The sequence below is a fragment of the Cryobacterium sp. N22 genome (assembly GCF_002929555.1).
Lineage (GTDB): Bacteria > Actinomycetota > Actinomycetes > Actinomycetales > Microbacteriaceae > Cryobacterium.
This window is the reverse complement of sequence record NZ_PJJP01000037.1, coordinates 98,852-122,103: the sequence shown is the minus strand read 5'-3', so window position 1 is coordinate 122,103 and position 23,252 is coordinate 98,852. Positions and strand designations below refer to the sequence as shown.

The 23,252-nt window shown below is 65.8% G+C and carries 19 protein-coding genes and 1 pseudogene; 15 read left to right on the top strand and 5 right to left on the bottom strand.

Going from position 1 to position 23,252, the window contains the following annotated elements; all coding sequences use genetic code 11:
- The first annotated feature begins 26 nt into the window (after positions 1-26).
- The 4 genes from CXY76_RS13185 to CXY76_RS13170 are packed head-to-tail and all read left to right on the top strand — an operon-like array spanning position 27 to position 5,483.
- Complete coding sequence (locus CXY76_RS13185) at positions 27-1,238, top strand: Gfo/Idh/MocA family protein (RefSeq protein WP_255408478.1); 1,212 nt, start codon at positions 27-29, stop codon at positions 1,236-1,238.
- Positions 1,235-2,014 carry a ThuA domain-containing protein gene (locus CXY76_RS13180; RefSeq protein ID WP_104165211.1) on the top strand — a complete coding sequence of 260 codons (780 nt, stop codon included), beginning with the start codon at positions 1,235-1,237 and terminating at the stop codon, positions 2,012-2,014. Before CXY76_RS13185 ends, CXY76_RS13180 begins: the two co-directional genes overlap by 4 nt.
- The gene (locus tag CXY76_RS13175; protein WP_104165209.1) at positions 2,011-3,105 is read left to right on the top strand and encodes a Gfo/Idh/MocA family protein; all 1,095 of its coding nucleotides are present in this window, start codon (positions 2,011-2,013) and stop codon (positions 3,103-3,105) included. The genes CXY76_RS13180 and CXY76_RS13175 overlap by 4 nt, the downstream gene beginning before the upstream one ends.
- A gap of 20 nt (positions 3,106-3,125) precedes the next feature.
- Positions 3,126-5,483, top strand: a complete 2,358-nt coding sequence (locus tag CXY76_RS13170) for a glycoside hydrolase family 95-like protein (protein WP_104165206.1) — start codon at positions 3,126-3,128, stop codon at positions 5,481-5,483.
- A 4-nt stretch (positions 5,484-5,487) separates the two neighbouring features.
- On the opposite strand, the gene CXY76_RS13165 is transcribed toward CXY76_RS13170, so the two are convergent.
- Together CXY76_RS13165 and CXY76_RS13160 are read right to left on the bottom strand one after the other, a co-directional pair.
- Positions 5,488-6,711, bottom strand: a complete 1,224-nt coding sequence (locus CXY76_RS13165; protein ID WP_104165204.1) for a Bcr/CflA family efflux MFS transporter — start codon at positions 6,709-6,711, stop codon at positions 5,488-5,490.
- Positions 6,712-6,753: 42 nt separating this feature from the next.
- Complete coding sequence (locus CXY76_RS13160; protein WP_104165202.1) at positions 6,754-8,586, bottom strand: beta-L-arabinofuranosidase domain-containing protein; 1,833 nt, start codon at positions 8,584-8,586, stop codon at positions 6,754-6,756.
- A 42-nt stretch (positions 8,587-8,628) separates the two neighbouring features.
- Here CXY76_RS13160 and CXY76_RS13155 point away from each other — a divergent pair, with 42 nt between their 5' ends.
- The 5 genes and pseudogenes from CXY76_RS13155 to CXY76_RS13135 all read left to right on the top strand — a co-directional run bounded on the left by CXY76_RS13155 (position 8,629) and on the right by CXY76_RS13135 (position 14,978).
- Positions 8,629-10,848: an alpha-galactosidase gene (locus CXY76_RS13155; protein WP_104165200.1), complete on the top strand. Its 2,220-nt coding sequence runs from the start codon at positions 8,629-8,631 to the stop codon at positions 10,846-10,848.
- 53 nt (positions 10,849-10,901) lie between these two features.
- Positions 10,902-12,422: an alpha-N-arabinofuranosidase gene (locus CXY76_RS13150; protein ID WP_104165198.1), complete on the top strand. Its 1,521-nt coding sequence runs from the start codon at positions 10,902-10,904 to the stop codon at positions 12,420-12,422.
- A 56-nt stretch (positions 12,423-12,478) separates the two neighbouring features.
- Positions 12,479-13,708, top strand: coding sequence for a glycoside hydrolase family 27 protein (locus CXY76_RS13145; RefSeq protein WP_104165523.1), 1,230 nt, complete (start codon positions 12,479-12,481; stop codon positions 13,706-13,708).
- Positions 13,709-13,841: 133 nt separating this feature from the next.
- A pseudogene (locus CXY76_RS13140) lies at positions 13,842-13,991 on the top strand (DNA polymerase domain-containing protein); the annotation flags it as partial.
- Between the two features lie 396 nt (positions 13,992-14,387).
- On the top strand, positions 14,388-14,978 hold the full coding sequence (locus tag CXY76_RS13135; RefSeq protein ID WP_199190301.1) for a GrpB family protein: 591 nt from the start codon (positions 14,388-14,390) through the stop codon (positions 14,976-14,978).
- A gap of 16 nt (positions 14,979-14,994) precedes the next feature.
- On the opposite strand, the gene CXY76_RS13130 is transcribed toward CXY76_RS13135, so the two are convergent.
- Positions 14,995-15,489, bottom strand: coding sequence for a DUF1801 domain-containing protein (locus CXY76_RS13130; protein ID WP_233199829.1), 495 nt, complete (start codon positions 15,487-15,489; stop codon positions 14,995-14,997).
- Positions 15,490-15,556: 67 nt separating this feature from the next.
- On the opposite strand from CXY76_RS13130, the gene pdxY reads away from it, so the two are divergent.
- Positions 15,557-16,408: a pyridoxal kinase PdxY gene (pdxY, locus tag CXY76_RS13125; RefSeq protein ID WP_104165196.1), complete on the top strand. Its 852-nt coding sequence runs from the start codon at positions 15,557-15,559 to the stop codon at positions 16,406-16,408.
- A 27-nt stretch (positions 16,409-16,435) separates the two neighbouring features.
- On the opposite strand, the gene CXY76_RS13120 is transcribed toward pdxY, so the two are convergent.
- Positions 16,436-17,092, bottom strand: coding sequence for a histidine phosphatase family protein (locus CXY76_RS13120; protein ID WP_104165193.1), 657 nt, complete (start codon positions 17,090-17,092; stop codon positions 16,436-16,438).
- A 90-nt stretch (positions 17,093-17,182) separates the two neighbouring features.
- Here CXY76_RS13120 and CXY76_RS13115 point away from each other — a divergent pair, with 90 nt between their 5' ends.
- Positions 17,183-17,686 (top strand): GNAT family N-acetyltransferase, encoded by a 504-nt coding sequence (locus CXY76_RS13115; protein WP_104165191.1) that lies wholly within the window; start codon positions 17,183-17,185, stop codon positions 17,684-17,686.
- Between the two features lie 251 nt (positions 17,687-17,937).
- Here CXY76_RS13115 and tkt read toward each other — a convergent pair whose 3' ends face one another.
- Positions 17,938-19,974, bottom strand: coding sequence for a transketolase (gene tkt, locus CXY76_RS13105; protein WP_255408476.1), 2,037 nt, complete (start codon positions 19,972-19,974; stop codon positions 17,938-17,940).
- 211 nt (positions 19,975-20,185) lie between these two features.
- On the opposite strand from tkt, the gene CXY76_RS13100 reads away from it, so the two are divergent.
- The 4 genes from CXY76_RS13100 to CXY76_RS13085 all read left to right on the top strand — a co-directional run bounded on the left by CXY76_RS13100 (position 20,186) and on the right by CXY76_RS13085 (position 23,167).
- A complete protein-coding gene (locus CXY76_RS13100) occupies positions 20,186-20,917 on the top strand; it encodes a GntR family transcriptional regulator (RefSeq protein ID WP_104165189.1) in 732 nt (243 codons plus the stop codon).
- Positions 20,918-21,000: 83 nt separating this feature from the next.
- The gene (locus CXY76_RS13095; RefSeq protein WP_158253903.1) at positions 21,001-21,456 is read left to right on the top strand and encodes a PTS sugar transporter subunit IIA; all 456 of its coding nucleotides are present in this window, start codon (positions 21,001-21,003) and stop codon (positions 21,454-21,456) included.
- Complete coding sequence (locus CXY76_RS13090; protein ID WP_104165184.1) at positions 21,453-21,758, top strand: PTS sugar transporter subunit IIB; 306 nt, start codon at positions 21,453-21,455, stop codon at positions 21,756-21,758. Before CXY76_RS13095 ends, CXY76_RS13090 begins: the two co-directional genes overlap by 4 nt.
- Positions 21,755-23,167, top strand: a complete 1,413-nt coding sequence (locus CXY76_RS13085) for a PTS ascorbate transporter subunit IIC (protein WP_104165181.1) — start codon at positions 21,755-21,757, stop codon at positions 23,165-23,167. Before CXY76_RS13090 ends, CXY76_RS13085 begins: the two co-directional genes overlap by 4 nt.
- The last annotated feature ends 85 nt before the right edge of the window (positions 23,168-23,252 follow it).

The window sequence follows — 23,252 nt, the reverse complement described above, 5'->3', positions numbered from 1 at the left end:
GCGTTCCCGCACGTTCCCGCCTTCGAGTGGCGCTGATCGGTCACGCCTTCATGGGCCGCGCACACGCCCAGGCCTGGCGGACCGCGCCCCACTTCTTTGATCTCCCACTGCAGCCGGAACTCGCGGTAGTAGTCGGTCGCGACGAGGACCGGGCCAGGGCGGCCGCCGAGAACTTCGGTGCCGAGGAGTGGTCGATCCACTGGCGGGAAGTGATCGCCCGCGACGACATCGACCTCGTCGACATCTGCACACCGGGTGACCAGCACGCCGAGATCGCCATCGCGGCCCTGCGTGCCGGAAAACACGTTCTCTGCGAAAAACCGTTGGCGCGCTCGGTGCCCGAAGCACGTGAAATGGCGGACGCGGCCGCCACCGCGGCCGAATCGGGCGTCTTCGCGATGTGCGGCTTCAGCTACCGCCGCACCCCGGCGTTGGCGCTGGCCAAGCGGTTCATCGATGAAGGCCGGCTCGGGCAGATTCGGCACGTGCGCGCTCAGTACCTCCAGGACTGGCTCAGCTCCTCCGAAGCCCCGCTCACCTGGCGCCTGGATAAAGAGAGGGCCGGGTCGGGTGCCCTGGGCGATATCGGAGCGCACAGCATCGACACCGCCCAGTGGCTGACCGGGCAGAGCATCGAGGGCGTCTCGGCGATGCTCCGCACCTTCGTCGCCGATCGCCCCGTCATGGCGCATCAGTCCGGTCTGGGCGGTCACGCCGAGGAGGGAGCGGCACGCGGACCGGTCACGGTCGACGACGCCGCCGCATTCACCGCATCGTTCAGCGGCGGGGCGATGGGCGTCTTCGAGTCCACGCGGATGGCGCTGGGGCACCGAAACGCCAACCGGATCGAAGTCAACGGCGAGCGCGGCTCCGTGGCATTCGACTTCGAGCGGATGAACGAGCTGGATTTCTATGACGGCTCCGACCCCGACGATGCGCAGGGCTTCCGACGCATCCAGGTCACCGAGCCGTCCCACCCCTATACCGGCGCCTGGTGGCCGACCGGCCATGGTCTCGGCTATGAGCACCTGTTCACCCACCAGGTCGTCGACCTCGTCACCGCGATTGCTGAAGGAACTCAGCCGTCGCCGACATTCGCCGAGGCCGTGCAGATTCAGCAAGTGTTGGACGCCGTCGAGCGCAGCTCGGCCGACGATAGCCGGTTCACCGCGACGTCAGAGCCGGCCACCGATGGCTCGCACACCCTTTCCTCCCAACCAAAGAAGGACCCGTCATGACAACATCCGAATCCCCCGTACGCGTTCTCGTCTGGGGCGAGAACCGCCACGAGCAGATCGAGGAGAAGGTCCGCGCGATCTATCCCGACGGCATGCACACCACAATCGCCGAGGGCATCGTCGAGAACCTGGGCGATCGCGCCCAGGTCACGACCACCACGCTGGACGAGCCTGAGCACGGGCTCACCGAAGAGGTCCTCGCCGCCACCGACGTGCTCGTCTGGTGGGGCCACGCCGCCCACGGGGAAGTCACCGACGAGGTCGTCGAGCGCGTGCACCGGCACGTTCTCGCAGGCATGGGCCTGCTCGTGCTGCACTCCGGCCATTGGTCGAAGATCTTCGGCAAGCTGATGGGTACAACGTGCACACTGCGGTGGCGCTCGGAACAGGACCGTGAACTCGTGTGGACCGTCGACCCCACACACCCCATCGCTCAAGGCGTGCCGCAACCGTTCGTGATTCCGCAGCAAGAGATGTACGGCGAGTTCTTCGACGTCCCGGCACCCGATGAGCTGGTCTTCCTCTCCACCTTCTCGGGTGGCGAGGTCTTCCGCTCCGGCATGACTTACAAGCGGGGCCACGGCCGCATCTTCTTCTTCTCCCCCGGCGACCAGGACTATCCCGTCTACCACCACGAGCATGTGCGTCGAGTGATCGCGAACGGCGTGGAGTGGGCGCGCACGTCGTTGCCACAGCGCCGGCTTCCCATCTTGCAGCGCTACGAGACCGAGGACTTCTATAGCGGCCAGGACTATGAAGGAGCGCTCGTCCGATGACCGCCCCCGTGCGCATCGTGCAGGTCGGTGCCGGTGCGATGGGACGTGCTTGGATCCGCACCATCCGCGACTCCCCCGAGGCCGAGCTGGTCGGTCTTGTTGACCTGGATGTAGCACTCGCCCAGCGCGCCGCCGAAGAAGAGGGTGTTCTGCCGATCGCCGTCGGAACGTCGGTCGCCGAGGTGGCCGCACGGGTCGGCGCCGAGGCTGTTATCAATGTGACCGTTCCTCGCGCACACCTACCGGTCAGTTCCGAGGCCCTGTTCGCGGGGCTGCCGGTGCTGTCCGAGAAGCCGATCGCACCTACCGTCGCGGAGGCGCTCATCCTGGCGGCGACGGCGGAGGTCGCCGGGCGCCTTCTCATGACCAGCCAGTCGCGCCGCTACTATGCGTCGATCGCGGCGTTCCGTGATCAGGTCGCCGGCCTCGGGCAGGTGGGCACCGCCTCCGTCGAATTCGCCAAGGCACCCCGGTTTGGCGGCTTCCGCGACGAGATGGCGCATGTGCTTCTCCTCGACATGGCGGTGCACGCGTTTGACGCCGCGCGCTACGTCCTCGACCGCGACCCTGTCGCCGTCTACTGCGAGGAATACAACCCAGGCTGGAGCTGGTACGCGAGCGACGCCGCGGCGGTCGCCGTCTTCGAGTTCGCCGATGGCGTGCGCTTCACCTACACGGGGAGCTGGTGCGCGGACGGACTGGAAACTTCCTGGAATGGTGCGTGGCGCGTCAACGGCGCCGGCGGAACCGCCCGATGGGATGGCGACGGCGCCCCGGAATGGCAAGCCCGGGAATCCAGCGAGGTTCTGCGTGCCCAACTGGAGCCGGTACCGCAGGAAATCGCGGGCTCACTCGCTGAGTTCATCGACGCCCTTCGCACCGGCCGGGTGCCGTCAGGCGAAGTTCACGGCAACGTGCTCAGCCTGGCGATGGTGGAGGCGGCGGTACGCTCCTCCGCACAGGGCAGGCGGGTGCGAATCGATGATGTGCTGGAGGATGCGTACTCGGAGGCCCTGGGTGCGGTGCGCGACCACCGGGTACGTGAGGCACTCGTGTCTTGGGGCACGGTCCACGCGGGCCTCGCCCGCTGACCTGCGACGGGCACCCACCGATGACTGACCTCGTCTTCGTGACGTCAACCGCCGCTCACTCCTGGGAGGACGGCCTGATCGTCGGCAGCGGTCGGGTCGGTGCCGTCGTTTACGGTCCGGCCGACGCGATCAGCGTTTCTCTCGCCCACGAGCGCTACTTCCTCCCCGTCAATCCGCGCCCCGATGCGCCCGATCTCGCTCGAGTGCGGGAGAGACTGCGGAACGCCCTCCTTGGCGGTGACGCCGACGCCGCGAGCGCAGCGCTGGGCCGGGGAGCCCGCGCAGCCGGGTTCGACGACGGTCTGATCTGGACCGATCCGCTCGGCCTCTGCGCGACTCTGACCATCCGCACGTCAGGCGGCGTCATGGAGTCGCGGCGGGTCATCGACCCGCTCCGTGGTGAGGTCGCGGTGGAGTGGACCGATCTCGAACGCAGACAGCACGCGCTTCGGCTCATCGCCCCGTACGGTAGCGAGTCCGTGCTGGTATCACTCGAGGCGGACTCCGCGAGTACGAGCACCATCGAACTCGGTCTGGGCGCCGGCGGCGCCACGTCCCTGGACACCGGCGTTCCCGACGGCTCCGCTGCGGTCGCGGCAAGTGTGGATGGCGGGGATCGTGGCAGCCTCGAGGCCGCCGCGGGCCACGGTCCGACCGCCGTCCGCACCACCGTGACGGTCCTCACCGGCACGCCGTGGCAGGTCGATGGAGACGTCACACGATCGAACGTAGCGGCCGGGCCCGACACGGCACTGGTGTTCCGGGTCGATGTCACGATGCCGACCGGTGCCCTCAGCGTTGGAACGGCCCGCAGCCTGCCGGCTTCATGGCATGGCGCCCGCGTGGCCGAGGGTCGCACCAGGGGGCCTCTGACCGGCGCCTCTCTGCTGGATCTGGGTGGCGCCTCGTCCGCGACGCGTACAGAAGACCTCTGGGCCGCGGCCCGCGCCGGCGACGACGGCGCTCGCCGCCGCGTAATCGAGGCGGCCTATCTGAGCGGCCGGGCGAACATCATCGCCTCGACGGGCGCACTACCGCCGACTCTGCAGGGTGTCTGGCAGGGCACCTGGCGCCCGGCCTGGTCTGCCGATTACACCCTGAACGGCAACGTGCAGAACGGCTCGATGGCCGGTATGACCGCGACCGGCACACCAGAGCTGGCCCTCTCCCTCCTGAACCTCGTTCTCCCCCACCTCGACGATTACCGCGATAACGCACGTCTCATCTTCGGAGCCGAGGGGATGCTCTTACCGTCCCGCATGTCGACTCACGGTCGGGCCAACCACTTCTCCGAGGACTACCCCCACCTGTTCTGGACCGGATGCGGCGGCTGGGTTCTGCGGGTCGTGGCCGACGCTGTCGCCACGACTGGCGACAGATCGATCGTCGATGACAGGGTGTGGGAGCTGGCCGAAGGCGTGCTCCGTTTTGCCGAGACCGCGTTGATCGATGTCGACGGCGTCCGCCGGATCGTTCCGTCGTACTCGCCTGAGAATACGCCGGGCGGTGCTCGGGTGCCCCTCGCCACGGACGCAACGATCGATGTCGCCATCCTCCGCGATGCCGCGCGGGCGACGGCGCTGCTCGGCCGGGCCCGCGGTGATGACTCCCTGGACGAACGCTGGGCACGTGTTCTCGACGATCTGCCGCCCTACCGTGTCGCGGGCGACGGAACACTCGCGGAGTGGGTCACCGGGCCCTGGCGTGAGAACATCGCGCACCGTCACGCCTCGCAGCTCTACCCGCTGTGGTACGAGATTGATCCGGCCTTCGACGGTAACGGAGAAGAGGCGAGGCGCTTGCGCGCAGCGGCCGATGCGACGGTGCGTGACAAGATCGCGTGGCGTGCGAATGCGCCGTCGGCACCGCCCGGCCGCATGGAGATGGCCTTTGGCCTTGTGCAGATCGGCATGGCGGCTGCAGCACTCGGGAATGCGGCGGCGGCCGAAGCGTGTGTCAACTGGCTCGCTGTGGAGCACTGGAGTCCCACCCTGACAACGACGCACGATGCGGGCAGAATATTCAACCTGGATGCGAGCGGGGGGCTCCCCGGCCTCGTTGCCTCGATGTTGCTGGCGTCCGGCGCCGACTCGCTGTCAGTGCTTCCTGCCGTGCCGTCCGCCTGGCCGCGTGGAGGCGTTACGGGACTCCGCGCTCGTGGCGGCCTCGTCGTCGACCGGCTGGAGTGGAATCCGCACGGTGCCACGTTCACGGTTCGTCGCCTTCCCGCGGCGGGATGGCTGGCGCCCCCAGAGGGTACGTTGATTCAACTTCCCCGCGCCGCGACGCTCTTCGTTGACGGCGCTCCCACCGTCATCGGCCGGCTCGACATCGGCGAGCGGCCCATCCAGGTCGACGTGACATGGTTACCCAATTAGGCAGTCACCATCCGACGGTGCTGCGGCGCGAGCGTAGCCAGAATAGGAGGGCGACGACACCCTCGATGACCGCCGCAACGAGCACCAGAATCCCGAACGGAACGAGTGACACTTCCGCGTAGCCGCCCATGACCGGCATGACGAGGCCTGCCGCGGTGAAACTGACGGTGCCCAGGATGGCTGTGACGCTCCCGGCCTCGCTCGCCGGACCCTGCAGCGAGAGGTATTGCACCGCCGGCGCGCCGATCGACCGCCCGGCGAGCGCGAAGGTGAGGGTACCCGCCACGACGAGTAGCGGTTGGGTCCCGAGGAGGGCGAGGACCACGACGACAACGGCACCGAAAGCGGTGACGATAGCCGACGCCGTCAGCGCGAACTGGGCGCCACGTCGCGGGATGAGCACCCGACCGGTCAGCTGACCCACCGCGATCGTCACGACGGACGTACCGAGGAAGAGAAGTCCATAGCCATCCGCGTTCACCTCGTAAACCCGGGTATAGAGGAACGGCGCGGTCGCCAGGTAGCCGAATCCGACCGACCACCCCGCGGCGGATGCGGCAGCGAGGGCGAGAATTCGCGGCCGGCGGAGCAGTCCGAAGGAGTTCCGCAGCGAGGGCAGGAGCCCGCCCTTGTGCCGACGCTCGGGCGGCAGCGTCTCGGGCAGCACGATCAACGCGGCGGCAGTCGCCAGCGCACCCCAGACGGCAACGATAAGGAAGGACGCACGCCAATCGATGATTTTCGTCAGCTGTGCTCCCAGCGAGGGGACGAGAAGGGGGAAGACACTGATGATGACCGCGAGGTTCGCAAGCATCGTCACGAGCCTTTTCCCGCTGTACAGGTCGCGCACGATCGCGATGACCACGACTCCCGCGGCGGTACAGGCGGCGCCCTGCACGAAACGGGCCGCCAGGAGGACGGCCGTGTCGGATGTCGTCGCCGCGACAACGCTGGCCACGATATGCAGAACTGCGGCGACGCCAAGCGGCCACCGCCGTCCTATCGCATCGCTGAGAGGGCCGGCGAGGAGCTGACCGGCGGCGAAGCCGAAGGTAGCCCCGGTCACCACGAGCTGAGCGGTAGACGCCGTGATGTCGAGATCGGTTGTCAGCGTGGGGAGGAACGGCAACACGAGGTCGATGGTCAGCGGCCCGAACCCGACGAGCATCGCGAACACCGGCAATAGCAGCCGGGCGGACGGTGGTGCGGCATCGGCGGCGGCAGTCATAGGCGTACCGGTCGGGAGGGCATGCGGAGTAGGTCCTGTCCTTCAGCTGCCGACCGAGTTGATCGGAAAATAGAGCGAGTACGGTTCGTCGACGATCTCGTGGACGGGGCGAAAACGGATGGTGGAGGGCTGACCGACGGTGCGGTATCCGCGAAGCCATTCCGTCCACTGGCGCTCGTTGTCTGGCGTGAGAAGCGAGGCGGCCGACGATGGATCACCGTTCAAGCTCACCTCCCGGTCCACGAGCCCGGCGAGCACTATCGGTCCCTCGACGAACGCGACAGTGGTCGGCTCGTCGGGAATCGGCACAGCGCGCAGGGCAAAGGGGAACGCGATGTCCACGGTCGTCCGAACGCCGGGGTGGGTGATGACAAGGGCGCCGGGTGCGCGCTCCACGCGCTCATCCCCCGCGAGCGCGGGATCGCCGGTGACCCAGTCGGGCACTCTGACACGAACCCTCAGCGCGACTCCCTCGGCCGAGGTGACCTCGACGCGCACCCGAGTTGCGGAAGGCCGGTGGGCGTCACCGGCCTCGCCCGCATTAGAGTCCGGACCGACGTAGCCGGCGTTGTCGAGAACCGTGACCCGGACCGCCACATCGCCCGCAGCCGTGGCGACCCTCGCCCGAGCCGCGATGTGCTGTGCGATCGTGAGCTCGCCATCCTCCCCCAGGTAGAACACCAGCCCTGAGTGCCGGGTGTGAGCCTGCACGAGCGTGCCGTGGCAACACCAGAAGTCCTCTGTCGGGGTTCCCCAGTTCTTGCGGGCCCCGCCCTCGAGCGGCAGGAAGTAGGCGACCATTCCGGTGCGCGGGTTCTGCTGGGCGAGGATTCCGTTGTAAAGGTTTTGCTCGATGTAGTCGGCGTAAGAGAGATCGCCCGTCCACCGAATCAGGGTGTCGGCGAGCCTGATCATGTTGTAGACGCCGCAATGCTCCTGCGTCTTTTCGCCTCGACGAGAGGCGAACTCGAACGGAGGCGTCCAAATCTCACCCGAGGTCTGACCGCCCGTACAGAAGGTGCCGCGGCGGGTGACGGCCTGGTCCCAGTACGCCTCGACGATGCGGCGCCAGCGCTCATCGCCAGTCACTTCGTAGGCACGCGCGGCACCGAGCACCTCGGGAATAGTGGTGTTCGCGTGCATGTTGGTCAGCACGTCCTGACCCGCGAGCAGTCCCTCGAACAGGGAACGGTGGTAATAGCGCTCGAGCAGTTCCCGGTAGATGTCCTCGCCGGTTGCAGCCAGGAGATCAGCCCACACTTCGATCATTCCCCCGGTCTCGACCTCGAGAATCGTTTGGAACGCGTCTTCGCCGATCTCCCGCACCCACTCGAGAATCGGGATGGTCGCGTTCCGGGCCAACTGCAAGGCCCGCTCGTCACCGAGATCACGGTGCACATCGACGAGACCCATGAGTGTCTTGTGCATCGCGTACTGCGGTGCCCACACCGGGCGGCCCTCCGCGAGGCGACGGAGGAAAGCAGGCGGGATTGCCCAGATCCACCCGCCGCCGTTCTCCTGCTGGCAGCGCTCAAGCCCGTCGAGAACCGAGTCGATCCGCGCTCGGAGCAATCGATCTCCGGTGACGGCGACCTCGCGCGCTGCGGCCGAGAGCCAATGTCCGAGAAAGTGGCCGCGCAAGAGCGCGCCAGGGGTCTCCCAGCCCCAATGGCGTTCGAGACCGCGTGCCGCGGCCGAGTCCTGGGACGGCTGGAGGTGCCAGGTCTGGTCGCCGATACCGGCTTCGAGGAAGAAATTCTGCAGGAGCGCATCGTCGTCCAGCGAGAGGAGGTAGGCGCGATTGAGCCGGCGGCGATTGTCGAATACGCCGCCCTCGAGCCGGGTGTCGTTGGGCGCGAGCTGGGACATCGTCATTGGAACTCCTCTTCATTGAGATCGATCTCTTACTTTACTCACATGAGTATTGACGGTATGAATATCCATATGGAAACCCCCCGGGTGATTCACCTTTTCAATGACGATGTGTCCGTTTTGCTCACCCAGAGGGCAAGGACAATGCCGGTGATTGCGCACTGGGGCCCGCGGATCCACGCTAGCGACCATGACCTGTCCGCGTACGCAGGAACCAGCGCGCGAACGGGGATTGGCGGGCTATCTGATGTGCCCTACGAGCCTGGAATACTGCCAGAGCACTCGTACGGATGGGGCGGACTACCCGGAATTCGGGCCCACCGCGCTGGTGCTGCTTGGTCGCCTCGGCTGAATGTGATCTCGGTCACTGTGGACGGTCAAGCGCTCGCTGAGGGTGACGCCGTGCAGCGGCAGAGTGGCTTTGTCAGCATCACCGCGAGCGATGAATGGGCGGCAATTGGGGTCAATCTAGAGATCGATCTCTCCCGCTCGGGGCTGCTTCGGACTCGCGTCAGCATTCGCAATGATGGCGAGGGGCTCGATCACTTCGATGTCATCGGCGTGGACCCGGCCCTGCGTGTGCCGACCGACGCGCGCGAAATACTGGATTTCTCCGGCCGCTGGGGCACAGAGAAGATCCCGCAGCGTCACCCAATCGTCACAGGGACCCATGCGCGCGAGTCGCGCCGCGGGCGCACGGGCCTGGACGCAACGACGGTCGTCGCGATCGGGTCCACTGGATTCGACGCCAGCTCCGGCCGTGTGTGGCTCTGCCATGTCGGCATCGGCGGCAACCATGAACACGCCGTCGAGCGCAGCGACGGGTATCTGGCCTTCCGCGGTGGCGAACTTCTGCTGCCCGGTGAAGTGCGCCTTGCCAATGGCGAAAGCTACCAATCCCCCTGGGTCTACGGCAGCTTCGGGATCGGCCTCGATGCAGCCGCGGCTCGGTACCACGACTTCTTGAGGCAGCGCTCACGTTCAACCCGCCGTCCGCGCCCCGTCACGCTCAACGTGTGGGAGGCCGTGTACTTCGACCAGGACTTCAACACTCTGGCAGAGCTGGCCGCGCGCGCCGCCGACCTCGGAGTCGAGCGCTACGTGCTCGATGACGGCTGGTTCCGAGGGCGCACCGACGACACCGCCGGTTTGGGCGACTGGATCCCCGACCAGGTGTCCTGGCCACACGGTCTCGCCCCCCTCGCCGAGCACGTCCGCGGCCTCGGGATGGAGTTCGGCCTCTGGGTCGAGCCGGAGATGATCAATGAGGACTCCGACCTCGCCCGCGCGCACCCCGACTGGATCCTCCGAGCGCGTGCGGGACTGCCGCCGCGTTTCCGCAATCAGCAGGTGCTCGATCTGACCAACCCCGAGGCCTTTGCGCACATTCTCGCCGTTCTCGACGGCCTGGTCACCGACCTCGACGTGACCTATCTCAAGTGGGACCATAACCGCGACCTGATCGACGCTGGCCATCCTGCGACGGGAGCGCCGGCCGTGCACGAGCAAACCCTCGCTGTCTATGACCTCATCGATCAGCTGCGCCTCCGACACCCCGAGCTCGAGATCGAAAGCTGCGCGTCGGGAGGCGGACGTGTCGACCTCGGGATCCTCGAGCGAACCGACCGGGTGCACACCTCCGACAATCAAGACCCCCTCGACCGCTCCCGGATGCTCCGCTGGACCGGACTCCTCGTGCCGCCCGAGATGCTCGGCTCGCACGTCGCCTCGCCCGTGTCCTCTGTCACCGGGCGCACGAGCGATCTGCACACCCGTTGCGCGATCGCTTTCCTTGGCCATTTCGGCATCGAATGGGACATCCGGGAGCTGACCGAAGAGGACGCGGTCGTCCTGTCCCGCTGGATCTCCGCGTACCAGCAGCATCGGGAGCTCATCAGCACCGGCCGGGTCGTCGCCGACGGCGACTTCGACCAGGATGCGCCAGCCCTGCGCGGTGTCGTCGCCCCCGACGGTTCGGAGGCCATCTACACGATCGTGACGCCGGCGTTGTCCGCGGATTCGCGGCGCAGGGTTCGCCTGCCCGGGCTTCTGGCCGAGGCCAGGTACCGCGTCGAGTCCGCCCGGCCCGGCTCGCTCGGCCCCTGGTGGTTGAGCCCGTCCTGGTTGGACGCGACCGCCCCACTCGACTCCCCCGCCGAGGCGCCGTCCTACTCGGGGAGCCTTCTTGCGGAAGCGGGGCTCGACCTGCTCACCTTCCACCCCGACCGGGCACTCGTACTGCGACTGGTTCGCATCGACGCCTGACCATATGCGGTCCGCCGCACACGCACGCCACCCACCACCACTCTGGAGCCCTCGTGAACACCATCGTCACCGTCGACCTTGACCGGCCCGGCGCCACCATCAACAAGCACCTGTACGGCCACTTCGCCGAGCACCTCGGGCGGTGCATCTACGACGGCTTCTGGGTCGGCGAGGACTCGCCGGTGCCCAACATCGGCGGCATCCGCCTCGACGTCGTCGAGGCCCTGCGTGCCCTGAACATCCCGAACCTGCGGTGGCCCGGCGGCTGTTTCGCCGATCGCTACCACTGGACCAATGGCATTGGACCGCGCGCCGAGCGCCCTGGCCTCATCAACACGCAATGGGGAGGGGTGGCCGAGGACAATTCCTTCGGCACGCCGGAGTTCATGGCCCTGTGTGAGTTGCTCGGGGCCGACGCTTACATCTCAGGCAATATCGGGTCAGGCACGGTGCAGGAGATGGCCGACTGGGTCGAGTACCTCACGGGTGCCGGCAAGTCCCCGATGGCCGACCTGCGCCGCTCCCACGGGCGGGAACAGCCGTGGACCGTGGCGTTCTGGGGCCTCGGCAACGAAACGTGGGGTTGCGGCGGCAACATGCGCGCCGGCGCCTACGCCGACCTCGCCCGCCAATTCGGCACCTTCTGCCAAAGCGGCAGCGACACCCCGCTCCACCGCGTCGCCGCCGGCGCGGACGGTGCAGACACCGCCTGGACGAAGACCCTGATGGAGGTCATCCCCGAGATCGGGGCGCACCCCTTTTCCTCCGTGCCGTGGGAATCGGTCTCGGTGCACTATTACACCATTGGCGGCAGCTGGCACGCGAAGGGCAGCGCGACCGAATTCGACGAGGCGTCCTACTGGAGCACCATCGTCGCAGCGCAAGGTATCGAGGGGCTGCTTCGCTCGCACGCGGACGTCATGGACGTCTACGACCCCGAGAAGAAGTACGGCATGGTCCTGGACGAATGGGGCACCTGGTGGGAAGTCGAGCCGGGAACCCACCCCGGCTTCCTCTTCCAACAGAACACGATCCGCGACGCGATGGTCGCCGCCTGGCATTTCGACGTTTTCCACGGCTTCGCCGACAGGCTGACGATGGCGAACATTGCGCAGACGGTGAATGTGCTTCAGGCGATGTTGCTGACCGACCCCGACGGGGGCGCGATGGTGCGGACGCCCACCTATCACGTGTTCGAGATGAACAAAGGCCACCAGGACGCGACGGTGCTCCCGACAACCATTGCCGGACCAACTCACAGCGTCGACGGCCGGGAGATCCCCGTCGCCTCCGCGTCCGCGAGCACGAAAGACGGCCAAGTCTTGGTTTCGCTCACGAACGTAGACCTCGACACCCCCCTTCGAATCGACCTCGCATTCCGTGGCGGCACGGTCGCAGACGCAACCGGGCGTCTCCTGACCGCTGACCGCCCAGACGCTCACAACCGCCCGGGAGCAGCCGACGTTGTCAGCCCCGTCGTGTTCGACGACTTCGAGGTCACCCCCACAGGGCTGAGCGTCACGCTACCCCCGCACTCATTCGCGACCCTGACATTCCGCACCGATACCGCATGAGTTCGGGGAACCACCGCATGATGCCGGAACGAGTTCAGAGCGCGCTGACGCCGCCGATGGGCTGGAACAGCTGGGACTGCTTCGGCGCCTCCGTCACCGAGGCGGAGGTGCTCGCGAACGCGGAGTACCTGGCGGAGCACCTGCTTCCCTACGGGTGGGATACGGTCGTCGTCGACATCCAGTGGTACGAACCGGACCCCGGCACAAGCGACTACCGCACCGTGTCGGCGCCCGTCCTCGACCACTGGGGTCGACCCCAGCCTGCACTCACGCGATTCCCCTCGGCAGAACACGACGGCTTCACGGAGTTGGCAAAGCGCGTGCATGCCCTCGGCCTCCGCTTCGGCGTGCACCTCATGCGCGGGGTTCCGCGCCGCGCCGCAGACCAGGGCCTGCCGATCCTCGGATCGACCGCCACCTGCGCGGACATCGCCGACCGAACGAACACTTGTCCTTGGAACCCGGACAATTTCGGCGTCGACATGTCCGCGGTGGGCGCACAGGCCTACTACGACTCGGTTCTGGCGCAGCTGGCATCGTGGGGCGTCGACTTCATCAAGCTCGACGATGTGCTGTACCCGCCGATCCAAGCGGACGAGATCGCCGCCATTTCGCGCGCGATTGACACGACGGGTCGACCGATGACCCTGAGCCTCTCTCCCGGCAAACAGCTCTCACTGAAGAATCTTGACCTCCTGCGCGACACCGCGCAGCTGTGGCGGATCTCCGACGATTTCTGGGACGATTGGGCGCACCTCCTCGAGCAGTTCCAGCGGGCCGCGCGTTGGGCTCCGCACCAGCGTCCTGGAGCCTGGGCCGACGCCGACATGCTTCCGCTGGGGCGCATCGGTATCCGTGCGCATGTCGGGGATGACCGCCAGAGCCGGTTCACGGCGGCGGAGCAGCGCACGCTGATGACGCTGTGGTGCCTCCTGCGTTCTCCGCTGATGTTCGGCGGGCACCTTCCCGACACGACCCCGGAAACGTTGGCGTTGCTCTCGAACAACGAGGTGCTTGCCCTCCTCCGGAGCGACTCGAGCCGGGAGATCGTGCGTGACGGCAATTTGGTCATCTGGGAGGCGGAGCGCGACGGGACCCAATGGCGCGCGGTTTTCTGGCTCGGGGCGGAGCCCACCACGTACAGTGCATCCCTGGCCGACCTGGGTTGCCGTGAGTGGGGCGAGGGATGTGACGTGTGGGGCGGTGAGCTGCTGAGCGTCGTCGACGGATCCCTCACGCTCGGGGTGGAGGCCCACGGAGTTCGGCTACTGCGGTTCGATGCCTGACCGCGCACAGTCGGCATGACCGGCACGGTGCTGAACGTCCAGTTCCGCCTGGCACCCAATGGCGCGCGGTGTTCTGGCGCGCACTCCGTTCTCGTCACGGGCGCCCGCCGATGCCGCGCGTAGCATCGTCATCATGAACGCGGCCAAGGACGACGCGACCACCCTCGACATCGACGGACGGGAGGTGCGCGTGAGTCATCCCGGCAAGCTCGTCTTCCCCGAGCCCGGGCTCACGAAGCTCGACCTGCTGAACTACTACCTCGCGGTGGCCGGCGGAGCGCTGGCACGGTCAGAAAGTCATCGAGGGAATGCGATCTCATCCGGGTTACTTCGTGTCAGGCGCAGGGGATGTTTTCGCTCGATGCGCACTGTGGTCTTCGACGTCTGGTTTCGCCCGCAGGACGTCCGCGATCTCTTCCTCCGGACGCGGCGCGATGGTCTGGTCGACCTCGAGTTCGGGGACCGACGACTCATCCGCTCTGGGGATGTGGTTCTGAGGGGGATGCTCGAAGTGGAGAGACACGGCGAATCCTTCGATCGGTGACATCCCCAGCGTATGCGGTTTTACGGCAGAGGAGCCAAGCCAATCGAAGGTCGAACTGGCGGCCTCGATTCTCGAAAGCGGCACTGTGCGCCAGCGATAGCAGCATCCTCTTGGCTGCATTGCGAGAATGTCTCTATGAGCAAAATGCGCAAGCCGCGCCGTCCCGATGTCACGACCGTCGAGCTGGTCGGTGGAGCCGAGGCGCTCGAACTCGGGCTCCACAGCTATGACGAACGCTGGGCCAGCAGTTATCTGGAACACCGGCGGCGGATCAGTGACGCTCCCACGGCAGGGAACGTCGGGATCCAGCACATCGGTTCCACGTCCGTGCCCGGACTGGCAGCAAAGCCGATCATCGACATCCTGGTCACGGTGGACGACATCACCGCCGAAGAGGACTACCTGGATGCGCTATTGGACGCCGGATACGAACTGCGAGTCCGCGAACCGAGACATCGCCTCGTGCGCACGCCAGCGCGCGACGTGCATGTGCACCTGTTCGAACACGACGATCCTGCCGTGGACGACTACCTCCTCCTGCGTGATCATCTCCGCTCCGATGCGGAAGACCGCTCCCTCTACGAGAACACCAAGAGGAACCTGCTCAGCAAGCGGTGGGACGACATGAACGATTACGCCGACGCCAAGACTGACGTCATCACGGCTATCAAAGCGCGAGCTAGGGCAGCGCGCTCTGCCTTCATCCCCGACGACCTCGTGACTTAGCGGCAAACGCTCAGATTCAACGCTTCTTGCCCCCGACACCCGGCACGGACGCAACCTGTTTCATCCACGCCGAGATCCGGAGTTCGTCGATGTCGTCCACCGACTCGAGCTCAACACCCCGGGTCGACTTGCCCATCCCCACCGGCGTCACCGGCGGTACCGGCGCGAGTGCCGCGCCATTGATGAACATCAGCTTCACATGCCCGGCGAAGCCTCCGCAGCTGAAGCACCACCCGTCGCCGACGCCGTAGTACGCCATGCCCCACTTCACGGACCGTTGAAGGTCAGGCAGAGTCTTGGCCGCCAGGGCATCGACTGCTTCTGCAATGCTCCGCTGTGGCTGCGGCAGGCTGGCAATGTAGGCGAAGACCGGCTTATCGCCGACCGCCGCTTTCGCGGGGCTTGCCCGGCCCGTCATGGCTTCCGGGAGCGTCCAGGCGGCGTCGCCTTGTGCCGCGCTGCCCGTGCCCGTCTGTTGGCCTTCGCCCCTACCGATCTCGCTGCTTTCCATGGCGAGATCGTATTCCGCACCCGGCCCGTGCGGGAGTGGGTGCCTCGAAGGGAGGAAGATTGACGTCGTGAAGATTCTCTCGATTCAGTCGGCCGTCGCTCATGGCCATGTTGGCAACTCGGCCGCGGTGTTCCCCCTCCAGCGCATCGGGGTCGAAGTGCTGCCGGTCAACACAGTGAATTTCTCTAACCACACGGGGTATGGCGCGTGGCGCGGATCCCTCATCGCACCCGAGGATGTGCACGATGTGATCCTCGGTATCGAGGAACGTGGTGTGCTCCCCCAGATCGACGTCGTGCTGTCGGGATACCAGGGCGGCACCGGGATCGGCGACGTCATCGTGGATGCAGTGCGGCGGGTGAAGGCGGCGAACCCCTCGGCCATCTACGCGTGTGACCCCGTGATGGGCAACGCGAAGTCCGGGTGCTTTGTGGCGCCCGAGATTCCCGACCTGCTTCGGGATCGAGTGGTCCCCGTGGCCGACATCATCACTCCGAACCAGTTCGAGTTGGGTTTCCTCACCGGAACCGAGCCGACGACGCTGGACTCGACACTCGACTCGGTCGAGCTCGCCCGATCCATGGGCCCGGCCACGGTGCTCGTGACGAGTGTGGAGCGCCCCGACCGCGAGCCCGGCACCATCCAGATGCTGGCAGTGGATGCTGCGGGCGCGTGGATCGTGCAGACTCCCCATCTGCCTTTCAAGGCGAACGGCTCGGGCGACGTCACCGCTGCGCTCTTCTCGGCGCACTACCGCGCGACAGGTGACGCCGCTGTGGCACTGGAACGCACCGCGTCCAGCGTGTTCGACCTCATCGAACTGACGTATCAATCCGGCGAGCGAGAACTGCAGCTCGTGCAGGCTCAAGACTTCTACGCTCATCCGCGCATGCAGTTCTCCGCCCAGCGCGTGCGCTGAGAAATCAGACCTAGCTTGGGTCGCGTCTTAGGACTCTGAGGGCACCAAGGGCAGTTCGGCTCCGTAGTTCCAAGACAAGATGGCCGGCTGCTCACGGTAAAAACTGAGTACGGAGACTGATCCCGCATCCAGGGTGATTTGAGCACCGAATCGAGGGGCAAGTTTCAGGTACACGGCGGTCAGGATGCGCAGAAAATGGCCGTGCGCGATCAGAGCGACATCTCCCTCCGCCAGCGCAGGCAGCACCCGCGTGAGCACCCGCGATGCGCGGGCCGCGACCTCCTCGACCGTCTCACCAGGCGTTTCACCACGAATCACGCCGTGGGTGAATGCGCTCCAGTTGTAGCCGAGCTCGCGGCGGATATCGCGCGTCGTGCGCCCCTCGTACCCGCCGTAGTCCCATTCAACGAGAAACGGGTCGACCTCGGCATGAAGGCCGGCGAGCTCAGCAGTCTGGCGCGCCCGCTGCAGCGGTGAGGTCAGCACAAGCGAGAAATCGTAGTCCGCGACCAACCTGCCCGCGCCGCGGGCAAGTTCCTCTCCACGGGCCGTGAGCGGAATATCCGTAAGCCCAGTGTGTTTGCCCTCCTTCGACCACTGCGTCTCCCCATGGCGCAAGAGAATCAGCTTCCCTGACGGGTTATCCGGAGCGGGATGGTCGGGCAGCGCATCGTTCGTGAACATACGGCAACAGTAGACCCCGGTTTCGATGGAGGTTCTTGATCAACGGACAGGCCAGCGTTCTCCCCTGCGGGCACGTGCAACGATGGTGCGATGACGAATGCTGGACCGTGGAGACGGAATCAAGGCGCGGACCCGGCGGTGGTGATCGACGGCGGCACGAACGCACGACTTTCAGCCGCCAGCATGTGGGCCCGCGCCACGGCCCTCCGCGATGGACTCCCCCAGGCCGCTCCCGCTGGAGACAAGCTGCCGGGCATCGAGGCCGCTCTAGCGTACGAAGGCGCGCAGCTTTTCCTCGCGCAAACAGCGTCGAAGTCAGTGGGCTTCGCGGTCGTGGTGCCGAGGGAAATCACGACAGAGGTCCTGTATCTCGCCGTCGACCCCGAGATGTGGGGGCAGGGTGTCGGGAAGTCTCTTCTCGAGTTCATTCGACGTCAGGCACAGCAGTCGAGTAAGGACCTCGAACTGTGGGTCATAGAGGACAACGATCGCGCGGTGCAGACGTACGAGCGAGCCGGCTGGACCAGGACCCAGGATGTCAAGGTCCGCAATGACTCAGGCCGTGTCGAACGGCGTTACACGCTGTCTCACTAGCCGATCGGCATCGCCATAACCTCCTACCGTCGGGGTCGATGCTTTGCACCCGAAATCGCCAATGAAAATGAGGACGAGCCCGGCCAAAGCTCCATGAGCGCAGTCGATGCCCTTGGAAAGATGCCCTACGACTTCTCCCCGGCTCGCCTTCGTTGCATGGAACTGGCCGAAGAAATCGCCGCCCACTAGTCACCCGCTTGAGCCGACGGTGCGCCACGCGATTCGCATCGGCCGGGCGCCCTCGGACGCGTCTACCAGCGGGCGGCTGCGACTGTCGCGTGAATTGCGGCAACAACTCTTTCGGCCGTCATGCCGCGGGCGCGCTGTGCGTCTTCGGCAGGAGCCGAAAGGCCGAATTCGTCGATCCCTACGATCTCGCCTGTTGCCCCGGCCAGGTCTGCCCAACCAAAGCTGGTTCCTGCTTCAACGATCACCCGGGCCGTGAGAGAAGCAGGGATAACGAATTCGCGGTATTCGGCACTCTGCTGCGCGAACCACTCGCGCGACGGCATGGAGACAACGCGCACGGATAGTTCACTATCGACCAGAAGATCGGCAGCCGACAATGCCAGGGTGACTTCGCTACCGGTTGCGATGACGACCACGTCAGGCAGTTCGGGGTCGCGCACGATATAGGCACCCCGGGGAACACCGGCGTTAACGACGTCCACGGGCGTATTGGCTACGCGCAGCGGCTGGCGGCCGAGCACGAGGCCGACCGGACCGCTCTGGTTGAGGATGCCCAGCCAGGCGGCTGTGGTTTCCGCTGCGTCCGCGGGGCGCACGACTGTGAACCCCGGGATGGCGCGGAGGCTGGCTAGGTGTTCGATTGGCTGGTGAGTGGGTCCGTCGCTGCCGAGGGCCACGGAGTCGTGGGACCACACGTACACGACGGGCAGCTGCATCAAGGAGGCCAACCGGATGGCGGGGCGCTGGTAGTCGCTGAAGACGAGGAATGTGCCCGCGAAGAATCGTGAGCCGTCAACGAGGGAGATACCGTTCATGGCTGCGGCCATGGTGTGTTCCCGCACTCCCCAGTGAACGTTGCGTCCGGCGCGGCCGGAGCTTGCGGTTTCTTCGGGAAGGAAGGAACCCGCATTGGCGATGGCGGTGCGGTTCGGCTCGGCCAGGTCGGCCGAACCTCCCCAGAACTCGGGAAGCAGGGCTGCGACCGCCTGGATAACCTTGCCGGAGGCGTCCCGTGTGGCCAGGTTGTCGCCGGAGGCGAAGACCGGTAGCGCGTCAGCGAACCCGTCGGGAAGCTCGCCGGCCTGCGCCCGGGCCAGGTCCATCGCGGCGTTCGGGTTCGACCGAGCCCACGCGCTGTGCGCGGATTCCCAGTCGCGACGCAGCGAGTCGCCGCGCGACTGCGCCAGGCGGGTGAAGTCGAGGACATCGTCGTTGATCTCGAATGGTTCGGTTGTGACGCCGAGCACCGCGCGAGTCGCCGCGATCTCGGCGGCCCCGAATGGTGAACCGTGTGAGGCGGCAGTGTTCGTGGCATTCGGTGCGGGCCAGGCGATCTGGGATTTCAGCACGACCAAGGACGGCCGGTCCGCACTCTGCACAGCGGAGGCCAGAATGGCGTCGAGCTTGTCCACGTCGACGTCTCCGTCGCCCGCGAGCCCGACCTGTTCCACCCGCCAGCCCTGCGCGGTGAACCGTGCCACCACGTCTTCGGCACCGGCGAGGCTGGTGTCGCCTTCGATCTGGATGTCGTTGTCGTCATAGATGACCACGAGGTTGTCGAGCTTGTGCCGGCCTGCGACAGCGCCGGCTTCGTATGAGATGCCTTCCTGCAGGTCGCCGTCGGAGCAGAGCACCCACACGGTGCGGTCGAAGATGGAAGCTCCTGGTGCGGCGTCCGCGTCGTAGACCGCCCGCTCGTGCTTCATCGCCATAGCCATGCCCACCGCGGTGGCCAGACCCTGTCCGAGGGGTCCCGTTGTGGTTTCGACACCGGGCGTGTGGCCGAACTCGGGGTGTCCAGGGGTGAGGGAGTCGAGGGCACGGAAGGCCTTGAGGTCTTCGAGGGACACACCATAGCCGGTGAGGAAAAGCTGGGTGTAAAGCAGGATGCTGGCGTGCCCGCAGGACAGCACGAACCTGTCGCGGCCAGCCCAGGTCGGCGCCTGGGGGTCGTGTCTGAGGTGCTTCTGGAACAGAAGGTGGGCCACCGGCGCCAGGGCGACGGCCGTGCCCGGGTGCCCGGAGCCGGCCCGGTCGACCGAATCCATGGCCAAAAGCTTGGCGGTGATGATTGCTTGACGGTCATTGTCATTGAGCACTGTGGTCACTCCTTCTGGTGGCGTTCCGTCACGCCGGGTTCGAATGGCCAATGTACATCATTGATCATGTCGTCATAATGAATTATGACGATTGGGTCGCCGCAATCCATCGTTTGCAAAACGCGCGGCGATAACCTACGATCGTCAAAAGTCATCATGACGACCTGACGACTCTCTCACTAAGATCTAGCAACGACGCGGAAGGCCATGAATGACCACCACCAGTGGTTTGAGCAAGTACGTCGCCGTGAGGGAGCATCTCCTCACCCGCATTCAGGACTTGGCGCCGGGAACGAGACTTCCGGCCGAGCCCGTTCTCTGTGACGAATACGGCGTGAGCCGAATCACCCTCAGGCACGCGGTCGACGGGCTGATCGCCGACGGCCACCTCGTGCGCGAACACGGCCGAGGCACTTTTGTTGTCGAACCGCAGTACCGCATGCGATATCGCGAGCGGTTCGCCGATGAAGTCACCGGCTTCTTCACCCAGCAGACCAACGAGGGCTTCACTGTCACCACCCGGGTCCTGTCCCAGAGCGTCGCGCTTGCCGGAGAACCCGCCGCTAGCCAGTTGGGAATCAGTGCGGCCGACAAAGTCGTGCGCCTTGTCCGGCTGCGTTTTGTCAACGGCACACTGCACCACGTCACGTCCACCTACTTGCCGTTCGCACTCTTCCCCGACACCGCCGAGGTGGATTTCACCAATGGGTCGCTCTACAAATACCTCGCCCGACAACATGGCATTTCCCTGGCGCGCAACGATGTGCTGGTCTCACTCGACACCGCCTCGGAGGCCGTCGCCGAGCCGCTCGGTGTGCCCATCGGCGAAAAGCTGCTGAAGCTCGCCTCCACGGTGTACGACGCGGATGATCGTGCGATCGCGTATGGCACGTCTCACTTCACCCCTCAAAACAGTGAGATCGCATTCGGCCTACACGCCTGACCCAGGTCGTCAGTCCACCGCCCCATCAAATTCGGCAGTCCAGGCCGCTATTTTTCGAACCCACAGTCAACCATTGGAACCCCGTGCTCAATGACTACCTCACCTCTGACACCATCAAATTCGCCGAGAACGTCGACGGCTGGCGCGACGCCATCACTCAGGTCACCGCGCCGCTGCTATCTTCCGGGTCGATCACTCCCGCCTACGTCGATGCGGTGACCGCATCGATCGCGGCCGGCGGCGTGTACATCGACCTCGGTTTCGGAATCGCCCTGGCTCATTCCCGGCCCGAACATGGCGTGCTCCAAACCGGTCTCTCCAGCCTCCGGGTCACTCCCGCCGTCCTCCTCAACGACGATCCGGCGCACCCGATCGACCTCTTCTTCTGCCTGGCCGCGACCGACCAGCAGAGCCACCTCAAGACCATGATGGAGCTCGCCAAGCTCCTCTCAGATGACGAGCTCCGCACCCGCCTGCTCGCCGCCACCACACCCGCCGAAACCTCGACGGTCATTGAAGAGAACGGAACCCAGGAATGAAATTCCTCGCAGTGTGCAGCACCGGACTAGGAAGCAGCTTCATGGTGCACATGAACATCGACAAGGTGCTCAAAGAGCTGGGGGTGAGCGGGATCGATGTCGACCACGCTGACCTGGGCTCCGTTGCCCGGGGCGACGCGGATGCCGTCTTCGTCGGCCGCGACATCGCCGAAGCCGCCGAGAACCTTGGCGATCTCGTGGTGCTCAACAGCATCATCGATATCAACGAACTTCGCACCAAGGTGCGCGCGACCCTTGAGCGCAAGGGCGTGACCGTGCCGGAAGTGGGTGTGGGCGCATGACCGGATTCCTCGATGTTCTGCTCGATGTCTTCCGCCAACCGGCAATCATCGTCGCGCTCATCTCCTTGATCGGCCTCTCCGTTCAGAAGAAGAGCTTCAGCGACGTGCTCAAGGGCACAGTGCGCACCCTCGTCGGCTTCCTGGTGCTCGCCGCCGGCGCCGGCGTGGTGGTTGGCGCGCTCAATCCGTTCGGCCAGATGTTCGAGCAGGCGTTCAACGTGCAGGGCGTTGTTCCCAACAACGAGGCCATCGTCGGCCAGGTGCTCCTGGAATACGGCTCCGCTGCCGCACTGATCTTCTTCTTCGGCATGGTCGTCAACATCTTCCTGGCAGCGACCACACGGTTCAAGTACATCTACCTCTCCGGTCACGTGGCCTTCTACATGGCCGCGATGATCGCGGTCATCATGGGCGTCGCCGGCTTCGACACCTGGGCCGTCATCCTGTGGGGCTCGATCGCTCAGGGCCTCGTCATGACCCTCTCCCCCGCGATTGTGCAGCCGTTCATGCGCAAGGTCACCGGAACGGACGATGTAGCGCTCGGCCACACCGGCGGTGCCGGCATCGCACTGAGCGGTCTCGTCGCCACCCTCGTGCGCGGCAAGAACCCGAAGTCCACCGAAGACCTCGTCTTCCCCAAGGGGCTCGGCTTCCTACGCGACACCACCGTGATCGTGGCCCTGTCGATGGCCGTCATCTACGTCATCGTCACGCTGTTCGCCGGTCCTACCTACATCGAAGCCGAACTCAGTCAGGGTCAGAACTACATCCTGTATGCGCTGATGCAGGCGGCGACCTTCTCGGCTGGCGTGTTCATCATCCTCGCCGGTGTGCGCGTTGTGCTCGCCGAGATCGTCCCCGCGTTCAAGGGCATTTCCGAGCGCCTGGTCAAGGGCGCCAAGCCGGCCCTCGACGTGCCGATCGTGTTCACCTTCGCGCCGAACGCCGTGCTGATCGGATTCCTCTCCAGCTTCGTCGGCGGCATCGTAGGCATGGTAGCCATGGTCTTCATGGGCACAGCGATCATCGTTCCCGGTGTCGTGGCGCACTTCATGACCGGTGCCGCGTCCGGTGTCATCGGCAACGCCGCGGGCGGGCGCCGTGGCGCCGTGGTCGGCGCGTTCGCGAACGGCATCGCGATCACATTCCTGCCACTGCTACTGCTGCCGGTGTTGGGCGAGATCGGGTTCTCCAACTCGACCTTCTCCGACTCGGACTACGGCATTGTCGGCCTCTTCCTGGGCTGGCTAAGTGTCGGTGGCGGACAGATCGCCGTGATCGCCGGCATCGTCGTGTCCCTCGTGATGATGTACGTCGCCAGCTTCATCTTCCGTAATCGCGCGGCGAAGAAGGACGCTCTTCCTGCCGAGGCCGGATCTGCTGCCGAGACTCCTGTCACCACGCGGTAGCGGTACTCCGATCCCAACGGAGGGCCTGCGCACGTAACGTGCCCAGGCCCTTCCCTGTTGCTGTTCGACAGCCCACCGAATAATG

What these genes read in the sequence shown, in the direction of transcription:
- CXY76_RS13165 (WP_104165204.1), bottom strand. Translation starts at nt 6,711, where the DNA reads ATGACTGCCGCCGCCGATGCCGCACCACCGTCCGCCCGGCTGCTATTG.
- CXY76_RS13160 (WP_104165202.1), bottom strand. Translation starts at nt 8,586, where the DNA reads ATGACGATGTCCCAGCTCGCGCCCAACGACACCCGGCTCGAGGGCGGC.
- CXY76_RS13085 (WP_104165181.1), top strand. Translation starts at nt 21,755, where the DNA reads ATGACCGGATTCCTCGATGTTCTGCTCGATGTCTTCCGCCAACCGGCA.
- CXY76_RS13100 (WP_104165189.1), top strand. Translation starts at nt 20,186, where the DNA reads ATGACCACCACCAGTGGTTTGAGCAAGTACGTCGCCGTGAGGGAGCAT.
- CXY76_RS13120 (WP_104165193.1), bottom strand. Translation starts at nt 17,092, where the DNA reads ATGTTCACGAACGATGCGCTGCCCGACCATCCCGCTCCGGATAACCCG.
- CXY76_RS13155 (WP_104165200.1), top strand. Translation starts at nt 8,629, where the DNA reads ATGAGTATTGACGGTATGAATATCCATATGGAAACCCCCCGGGTGATT.
- CXY76_RS13090 (WP_104165184.1), top strand. Translation starts at nt 21,453, where the DNA reads ATGAAATTCCTCGCAGTGTGCAGCACCGGACTAGGAAGCAGCTTCATG.
- CXY76_RS13180 (WP_104165211.1), top strand. Translation starts at nt 1,235, where the DNA reads ATGACAACATCCGAATCCCCCGTACGCGTTCTCGTCTGGGGCGAGAAC.
- CXY76_RS13170 (WP_104165206.1), top strand. Translation starts at nt 3,126, where the DNA reads ATGACTGACCTCGTCTTCGTGACGTCAACCGCCGCTCACTCCTGGGAG.
- CXY76_RS13145 (WP_104165523.1), top strand. Translation starts at nt 12,479, where the DNA reads ATGGGCTGGAACAGCTGGGACTGCTTCGGCGCCTCCGTCACCGAGGCG.
- CXY76_RS13115 (WP_104165191.1), top strand. Translation starts at nt 17,183, where the DNA reads ATGACGAATGCTGGACCGTGGAGACGGAATCAAGGCGCGGACCCGGCG.
- CXY76_RS13175 (WP_104165209.1), top strand. Translation starts at nt 2,011, where the DNA reads ATGACCGCCCCCGTGCGCATCGTGCAGGTCGGTGCCGGTGCGATGGGA.
- CXY76_RS13130 (WP_233199829.1), bottom strand. Translation starts at nt 15,489, where the DNA reads ATGGAAAGCAGCGAGATCGGTAGGGGCGAAGGCCAACAGACGGGCACG.
- CXY76_RS13135 (WP_199190301.1), top strand. Translation starts at nt 14,388, where the DNA reads ATGAGCAAAATGCGCAAGCCGCGCCGTCCCGATGTCACGACCGTCGAG.